At 72.4% G+C, this 8,274-nt stretch carries 7 protein-coding genes; 5 read left to right on the forward strand and 2 right to left on the reverse strand.

The genetic code is table 11. The annotated features are described in order from the left end of the window. Positions 1 to 37: 37 nt before the first annotated feature. Both DSY14_RS01350 and DSY14_RS01355 read right to left on the reverse strand, forming a co-directional pair. Positions 38 to 826: an ABC transporter permease gene (locus DSY14_RS01350; protein ID WP_211714548.1), complete on the reverse strand. Its 789-nt coding sequence runs from the start codon at positions 824 to 826 to the stop codon at positions 38 to 40. Then, a complete protein-coding gene (locus DSY14_RS01355) occupies positions 823 to 1,698 on the reverse strand; it encodes an ABC transporter permease (RefSeq protein WP_211714549.1) in 876 nt (291 codons plus the stop codon). Before DSY14_RS01355 ends, DSY14_RS01350 begins: the two co-directional genes overlap by 4 nt. A 175-nt stretch (positions 1,699 to 1,873) precedes the next feature. Here DSY14_RS01355 and DSY14_RS01360 point away from each other — a divergent pair, with 175 nt between their 5' ends. The 5 genes from DSY14_RS01360 (at position 1,874) to DSY14_RS01380 (ending at position 8,030) form a co-directional block, all read left to right on the forward strand. Beyond that, positions 1,874 to 2,860, forward strand: a complete 987-nt coding sequence (locus DSY14_RS01360) for a LacI family DNA-binding transcriptional regulator (RefSeq protein WP_211714550.1) — start codon at positions 1,874 to 1,876, stop codon at positions 2,858 to 2,860. A gap of 439 nt (positions 2,861 to 3,299) precedes the next feature. Next, positions 3,300 to 4,007, forward strand: coding sequence for a FadR/GntR family transcriptional regulator (locus DSY14_RS01365; protein WP_211714551.1), 708 nt, complete (start codon positions 3,300 to 3,302; stop codon positions 4,005 to 4,007). Positions 4,008 to 4,146: 139 nt separating this feature from the next. Continuing rightward, a complete protein-coding gene (locus DSY14_RS01370; protein WP_211714552.1) occupies positions 4,147 to 5,577 on the forward strand; it encodes a four-carbon acid sugar kinase family protein in 1,431 nt (476 codons plus the stop codon). Then, on the forward strand, positions 5,574 to 6,488 hold the full coding sequence (locus DSY14_RS01375; RefSeq protein ID WP_211714553.1) for an NAD(P)-dependent oxidoreductase: 915 nt from the start codon (positions 5,574 to 5,576) through the stop codon (positions 6,486 to 6,488). Before DSY14_RS01370 ends, DSY14_RS01375 begins: the two co-directional genes overlap by 4 nt. A 60-nt stretch (positions 6,489 to 6,548) precedes the next feature. Beyond that, positions 6,549 to 8,030, forward strand: a complete 1,482-nt coding sequence (locus DSY14_RS01380; protein WP_211714554.1) for a GntP family transporter — start codon at positions 6,549 to 6,551, stop codon at positions 8,028 to 8,030. Positions 8,031 to 8,274 lie beyond the last annotated feature (244 nt).

Consider the following 8,274-nt stretch of genomic DNA (forward strand, 5'->3'; position numbering starts at 1 on the left):
TGTGTGTCTCCTTCTTCCCGGCGGGCGGGCTTCCCGGTCATCGACCGAAGACCTTCGTGAAACCGACCAGGCGCTCGGTGGCGAGGGCGACCGCGACACTGAGCGCCAGGAGCAGCACACTGACCGCGGCGACCACGGGGTCGAACGAGGACTGGACGTAGTTGAGCATCTCCACCGGCAGAGTGGCCACGCCGGGACCGGTGAGCAGCAGGGACAGCGGAACGTTGTTGAGGGAGGTGATGAAGGCGAGGATGGTGGCCGAGAGGATGCCCGGCGCCATCACCGGCAGGGTCACCGTGAAGAAGGTGCGCACCGGACCGGCGCCCAGCCCGCGTGCCGCCTCCTCCAGGCGGGCGTCGGCCAGCGCCAACGAGGCACCGACCACCCGCACGGTGTAGGGCAGCAGCAGGACGGTGTGGCCGACGATGAGCGCGCCGACCGCGGTCACCCGCATGCCCACCATGAGCTGCTGGAACAGGGCCAGGCCCAGGACCAGTTCGGGGACCACGATCGGGGCGAAGAACAGGTTCTCCATGATCCTGCGCCCGCGCGGGTGGCCCCGGTGCAGCGCCAGGGTCGCGGGGACGCCCAGGGCCAGCGCGATCACGGTCGAGACCGCCGCGACCAGCATGCTGGTGCCGAAGGAGTCGATGAACGGGCCGTAGGCCAGGGCGGCGCGGAACCAGCGCAGGGACAGGCCCTCCGGCGGGAAGGCGAGCGTGCTGCCGGCGGTGAAGGCGACCCCGACCAGGATCACCACCGGGCCGAGCATCAGCACGAAGGCGGCCGCCGCCAGGAGGGAGAGGAACGGGCGTCTCAGGATCATGAGGTGGTGCTCCCGATCTTGCCGAGCCGACCGGACAGGGCGCCGACCACCAGTACCAGGGCGGTCATCACCAGGGCGATGGCGCTGGCGGAGGGCCAGTCGAGGCTGACGTTGACCCGGCTGTAGAGCAGTGTGGACAGCAGCCGCTCGCGGGGCCCGCCGAGCAGCTGGGGCGTGGTGAAGGCGGTGACCGCCCCGGCGAAGACCAGGGTGCAGCCCACCAGGGCGCCGGGCAGGGCCAGCGGGAAGACGACGTCGCGGAAGGCCCGGCCGGGTGAGGCGCCCAGGCCGCGGGCCGCCTCCTCCAGGCGGTGGTCCTGTTGGGAGAGGCTGGAGTAGGCGGACAGGATCATGAGGGGCAGGAAGAGCTGGACCAGGCCGAGCACGATCGCGGTCTCGGTGTAGAGCAGCTGGACCCGTCCGAGGCCCAGGGCCTCACTGATCCTGCTGATCAGTCCGTTGCCGCCGAGCACCACGATCCAGCCGTAGGTCCGCACCACGGTGTTGAGCAGGAGCGGGAAGATCGCCAGGGCCAGGAGGCGGCCGGGCCAGGGACCCGGCGCCCGCGAGATGAGGTAGGCCACCGGGAAGCCCATGAGCAGGCAGAGCGCGGTGGTCAGGACGGCGACACGGACGGTGCGCGCGATCACCGGCAGCAGGTAGGGGTCGGTGAGGAGGCTACCGGTCTCCCGCGCGACGGTGGCGGGGTCGCCGTCGGGCGGCCAGGCCAGGGTGGCCACGACCGGGTAGCAGAAGGCGAAGAGCATCACGGCGAGCCCGGGGACGAGCAGGATCGTGATGGGTGGGCGTGGGAGGAGACGGCGGCGCGAAGCGACTCGGGCGGCCTCTGCGCTGGTGGACGGGCGGGACAATTCCACTCCCGGTCGCTGGCGGCGGGTGTTTCGGAGATTGCGTGGCATCTCATCTGCGAAGATACCTGCAAGCGCTTCTGCAAGCGCTTGCAACACCGTAACCTTCAGGAGGACACCGGGCCAACCCCGAGGCCACGATTGTGACCGGGGGCACCATGACCTGCGAGGAGTCGAAATGGCGAGCTTGGACGACGTGGCCAGGGAGGCCGGCGTCTCGGCGTCGACCGTGTCGCGGGCGTTGTCGCGGCCGACCATGGTCGCCGAGCCCACCCTGCTGCGGGTGCGCGCCGCCGCCGACCGGCTGGGCTTTCGCGCCAACCCGGCCGCCCGGGCCCTGACCACCGGGCGCAGCGGCTTCTTCGCCATGCTCGTCCCCGACCTGGACAACCCCTTCTACTCCACCACCGCCACGGCCGCCCAGGACCTGGCGGGCGCCACCGGACGCCGGGTGATCATCGCCGTCACCGGCGGCGACCCGGCGCGCGAGGCGGCCGCTCTGCACGAGATGGAGAGCCAGGTGGACGGGTTCGCCGTGCAGTCCCCGGTGAGTTCGGCGGCCGAGCTGAAGCGCGCGCACGAGCGCAAGCCGGTGGTGGCGATCAACCGCCGGGTGCCCGGGCTGACCTCGTTCACCGTGGACACCCCCGGCGGCCTGGGCGAGGTCTACGACCGCCTCGTGGAGCTCGGGCACCGCGACGTCGCCTATCTCGCGGGACCGCCGAGTTCGTGGATGGACCGGCACCGGCGCGCGGAGCTGGTCGAGCACGCCGCCCGGTCCGGGCTGCGCGTGCGGGTCCACGGACCGGTGCGCCCGGCGTTCGCCGAAGGGGTGGCCGCGGCTCGCGGGATCCTCGACTCGGGCTGCACGGCGGTGCTGGTCTACAACAGCCTGCTCCTGTTGGGCGTGATGTTCGAGTTCGGCCGTCTCGGGGTGCGGGTGCCCGAGGACCTCAGCGTCGCCGCGGCCGACGACATCGCCCTGGCCGACCTACCGGGACCGCCGATCACCGCCGTGCGCACCCCCGCCGACGAGTTGGGGCGCGCGGCGGTGACCGCGTTGTCGGCGATGGTGGACGGGGACCCCGACGACCGGCCGAGGGGACGTCGACTGCCCACGACCGTACGGATCACCGACTCGCTGGCGCCGCCGCGCACGGCGTGACCGCCGGGGCCCACCGCACGCGGAGCCGTCCCCGCACCTCCGTAGGCCTCTGTGGAGAGTCCCCCTCCCGCCCTTCCGAGAGCGACCCGGGAACGGTGTGGGTGCGGTGAACGCCCTCGCCGTTCTCCGGCGCCGGGGCACGCACCACTGGACACCGAAGGGCCGCGAGAGCGCCCCCACCGGCGACGACGCCCCGACCTTCAGGCCACGGGACGGACGAGGAACCCCGTGCCCCGATCGACACCCCCGCGCGCTTCGCCCCGTAGGGCGACCTCCGAGAGCGCCCCGCCCCCGTCACCTCGCGCCGGGCCGGGAGCCGGGGTCGGACGGCGGCGATAGGGTTGCCTTGCCGTGCACCCGCGTGAGGTGCCCGGGGGTCCGCGAGTACCGCTGGAGGCTGCGCGCGACCCTGTCGTCTCCCCCGCCCGAGAGGAGTGTCGTGCCGAGGCAGCTGCTCGCCGACGAGATCGCCCAGACCCTGCTGGACCGTATCGTCGACGGGGACCCGAGGCCCGGGGAGCGTATGCCCTCCGAGAACGAGCTGAGCCGGGAGTTCGACGTCAGTCGGCTCACCGTGCGCGAGGCGATACGGACGCTCCAGGCCCAGAACGTGGTCGACGTCGCCCGGGGTCGCGGCACCGTGGTGCGCCCGTTGGAGGAGTGGACCGGCCTGGAGGCGGTCCTGCGCGCCACCGTACGCGGCGGCGACGACCTCACCGCCTCGCTGCAACTCATCCAGGTGCGTCGGATGATCGAGACCGGAGCGGCGGCGCTGGCCGCCGAACACCACGACGCGGACGACCTGGCCGCGATGGAGACCTCGTTGCAGGGCATGACCGACGCTCACGAGCGCGGCGACCTGACGGCCTTCGTCGAGCACGACATCCGCTTCCACGACGTGATCCTGTCGGCGGCGGGGAACGTGTTCGTGGCGGTGCTGTTCGAGCCGCTCTCCCGGGTGATGCGCGAGAAGCGTCGGCAGACCTCCGCCGTGCCGGCGATCCAGGAGCACGCGATCGACGAGCACCGCAAGGTGCTGGCGGCGGTCCGGTCCGGTGACCCCGAGGCGGCCCGGCTGGCCATGGAGAGCCACATGACGCAGACCGCGCGTGACCTGCGCCGCCACGTGTTCGGCCTGCCCGACTGATCCGGCGGCGCCCTCGCCCCGCCCCCACGCCCGAGCGCGCACGACCGCGTTCGGGCGTTCGTGGTAAATCGTGTGAGATCAGACCTTGACCGGCACTGGGATTAACATAAGATGTCTGATGTCTTACAAGGGAGTTTTCATGGTCGATCCCCACGAGTTCCTCAACGCCGCCGGGGCACCGAGCCCGATCACGGCATCGGACGTGTCCCGCGAGGCCGCCGCCACCGGAGCGGTCATCGTCGTCCTCGACGACGATCCGACCGGCACCCAGTCGGTGCACGGGCTGCCCGTGCTCACCCGCTGGGACGTCGATGACCTGCGCTGGGCGTTCGCACAGGACACCCTCGCCGTCTACGTCCTCACCAACACCCGCAGCCTCGATCCCGAGGAGGCCGCCGCCCGCAACGTCGAGGTGGTGCGCAACGCCCGTACCGCCGCGGGGGACCGTCCACTGGTGTTCGCCAGCCGCAGCGACTCCACTCTGCGCGGTCACTTCCCCCTGGAGCCCTCGGTCATCGACCACACCCTCCAGGACCTCGGCGAACCCGGTATCGACGGGGTCGTCATCGTGCCGGCCTTCCCCGAGGCCGGACGCGTCACCATCGGCGGGGTCCACTACACGCGCTCGGGCGGCGTCTGCACACCGGTCGCGGAGACCGAGTTCGCGCGGGACGCCACCTTCGGCTACCGCAGTTCCGACCTGCGGGCCTGGGTCGAGGAGAAGACCGAGGGCGCGGTCGCGGCGGCGGACGTCACCGTCATCGACCTGCACGTGTTGCGCGGCGACCTCGACGCGGTCACCGACCGTCTCCTCGCGACGCGTGACGCCGCGCCGGTGGTCGTCGACGCCGAGACCGAAGAGGATCTGCGCGCTCTGTCGCTGGCCCTCATCGCCGCCGAGAACCGGGGGCACAGGTTCGTCTACCGGGTCGGACCGCCGTTCATGCGTGCGCGGATCGGGCAGGAGTCGCGCCCGCCCCTCCGCGCGGACGAGGTGACGGTGGGCGACGACGCCCCCGGCGGACTCGTGGTCGTCGGTTCCCACGTCGCCCTGACCACCCGACAGCTCAGCGCTCTGGTCGAGGGCCATGAAGGCGCCCGGGTGATCGAACTCGACGTCGACGCGATCCTCGAACCGGACACCCGCGAGGCGACCCTGACCCACGCGGTCGACGCCATCGTCGACGGCCTGGCCGGTCACGACGTCGTCCTGCACACCTCGCGACGCCTGCGCGTGAGCGATGACCCCGCCACCAGTCTGGCCATCGCCCGCGAGGTCTCCGCCGTGCTCGTGCGGTGCGTGTCGCAGACCCTGGCGCGCCGGGCGCCCCGCTTCGTCATCGCCAAGGGCGGCATCACCTCCAGCGACGTCGCCTCGTTCGGTCTGGACATCCACCGTGCCGTGGTGCGCGGTCCGATGCTGCCGGGCATCGTCTCGCTGTGGGAGCCCGTCGGCGGCCCCGCCACCGGCATCCCCTACATCGTCTTCGCGGGCAACGTCGGTGGCGACGGCTCGCTCGCCGAGGTGGTCCACCGCCTCAGCGTCTTCGGCAAAGGAGCCCGCGCATGACCACCACTCCCGCCTCGACCGTCGCCGTCATCGGCCTGGGCGCCATGGGTCTGCCCATGGCGACCCGGCTGACCGGGACCATGAAGGTCCACGGGTGCGACCTCTCCGCCGAACGCCGGGACCTGGCCGCGGAGGCCGGCGTCGTGACGTTCGCGCGGGCCGCCGACGCGGTCGCCGGTGTCGACAGTGTGCTGCTGGTGGTCCGCGACGGCGCCCAACTGCGCAGCGTGCTCTTCGGTGAGCACGGCATCGCCGACGCCCTCTCCCCCGGCACCGTGGTCATCCTGACCAGCACCGTGGGGGTGGACACGGTCACCGCCACCGCCGCCGAGCTCGCGCCCCGCGGTCTGCCGCTGGTGGACGCACCGCTGAGCGGCGGCCCCGTCCGCGCCGGTGAGGGCGACCTGCTCATCGTCGTCGGTGGCACCCCGCAGGCCCGGGAGGCCGCGGACCCGGTTCTGTCTCGCCTCGCCTCGACGCTGAGCGTCATCGGGGACCGTCCCGGCGACGGCCAGGCGTTCAAGACCGTCAACCAGTTGCTGTGCGGGGTGCACATCGCGGCCGCCGGCGAGGCGCTCGCCCTGGCCCGCTCCCTGGGGCTGGACCCGGAGGCCACCCTGAAGACCCTGGACGCCGGCGCCGCCGGCTCGTTCATGCTGGGCAACCGGGGTCCGCGCATGCTGGAGGCCTACGACGAGGACGGCGCCGAGGTGCTCAGCCGACTCGACATCTTCGTCAAGGACATGGGCATCGTCACCTCCGCGAGCCGTTCGGTGGGCCTGGCCACGCCGGTGGCGGCCGCCGCCGAGCAGCTCTACCTGGTGGGTCGGGGCCAGGGGCTCGGCGCCGCCGACGACTCCGCGGTCATCCGCGTGGTGGCCCCCGAGAAGCCCGAGACCGCACGGTCGTGAATCCGGCGGCCGCCCGCACGGGCGGCCGCACTCCACCGCAGTCCGAAGGAGCAGCGTCACATGGGCGCCCTTTCCCTTCTCGGCATCGCGGCAGGGGGCATCGCCCTCCTGCTGGTGCTGATCATCCGTTTCAAGGTCCACGCCTTCGTGGCGCTGCTCCTGGTGAGCATCCTGGTCGGTGTGGTGTCCGGGATGCCGCTGGTCACCGTCCCGGAGACCGCCGACGCCCCCGAACAGCTGGGTGTCATCTCCGCGATCACGGCGGGCATGGGCGACACGCTGGGTTCGGTCGCCGTGCTCGTGGCGCTGGGCGCGATGCTCGGCCGCATGATCGAGGTGTCCGGCGGGGCCGAGAGCCTCGCCGGCCGGTTCACGGGGTGGCTCGGCCCCCGTCGGGTCTCGGCCGCGCTCACCGCGGCCGCCCTGGTCCTGGCCGTTCCCGTCTTCTTCGACGTCGGTTTCATCATCCTCGTCCCGATCATCTACGGGTTCGCGAAGGCCGCCGGGGTCGACCCGGTGAAGTTCGGTCTGCCCGTGGCCGGGATCATGCTGGCCGTGCACGTCTCCGTGCCTCCGCACCCCGGCGTCGTCGGCGGTGCGGCGCTGCTCGGTGGTGACATCGGCTGGATCCTCATGCTGGGCCTTCTCGTGTGCGCGCCGCTGGCCGTGCTCGCCCACTTCGTGTCCAAGCGCCTGACCCGCCGCGACATCCCGATGCTGCCCGCCACCCGCGCGCAGTTCGAGGCGTTCGGCGGGGGCCGGGGTGACGACGCCGGGGCCGACTCCGAGAGCGGTGGCGGTGGCGGTAACGGTGCCGGTGGTGGCGCGGTCGGTGGTGGCGGCGCAACGCTGACCACGACCGAGGCGCCCCCGAGCGTGTGGACCATCCTCACGCTCATCCTCACCCCGCTCGCGTTCATCATGGTGGGCACGACCGCGCAGACACTCCTGCCCGAGGGCCACGCCCTGCTGCCCGTTCTGTCCTTCGTGGGCGCCCCGGTCTTCGCGCTGCTCGTCGCGCTGATGCTCGCGTACTTCCTGCTCGGGGTGCGACGCCGGTGGTCGACCACCCACATCGGTGAGGTCATGGAGGCCGCGCTCCCCCCGGTCGCCATCGTCGTACTGGTGACCGGCGCGGGCGGCGTCTTCGCCAAGGTCCTCACGGAGAGCGGTGTCGGAGAGGCCCTCGCCGACACCCTCGCCGGGATCGGCCTGCCGATCCTGTTGTCGGGGTTCGTCCTCTCCCTGGCCCTGCGCGCCTCACAGGGGTCGGCGACCGTCGCCATCCTCACGACGTCGGGACTGCTCGCCGACATGACCCTGGGCGGTGCGTACTCCACGATCCAGGTGGCGCTCATCGCGCTGGCCATCGCCTTCGGTTCCCTGGGACTGTCGCACGTCAACGACTCGGGTTTTTGGGTCGTGACCCGCTACCTGGGTCTGTCGGTGTCCGACGGACTGCGCACGTGGACGGTACTGACCACGGTTCTGGGGTTGGCGGGCTTCCTGCTCGTGAGCCTGCTCTGGTTCGTGGTGGGCTGACCCCGCGCGGCCGCCGGTCCCCGGGGGACGGACCGGCGGCCGACCCGCACGTCCCCACCGGAGTGCCCCGCGTCACGGCGACGAACCGCCACGGCCGGACGTTTGCGCGCCCGTGGCCCGCGGACGCCGGCGGCGCGGTCGTCCGGCCGGTCCGCGGCGACGGGGAGCGGCGGGCCGAGCCCTGATCGGGTGCGCCCCGGACCGGTTCCAGGGTGCGACGACGGTGCCGGCCTCGCCTCAGGAG

The organism is Nocardiopsis sp. MG754419, from assembly GCF_018207095.1.
In the GTDB taxonomy this organism is placed as follows: Bacteria; Actinomycetota; Actinomycetes; order Streptosporangiales; family Streptosporangiaceae; genus Nocardiopsis.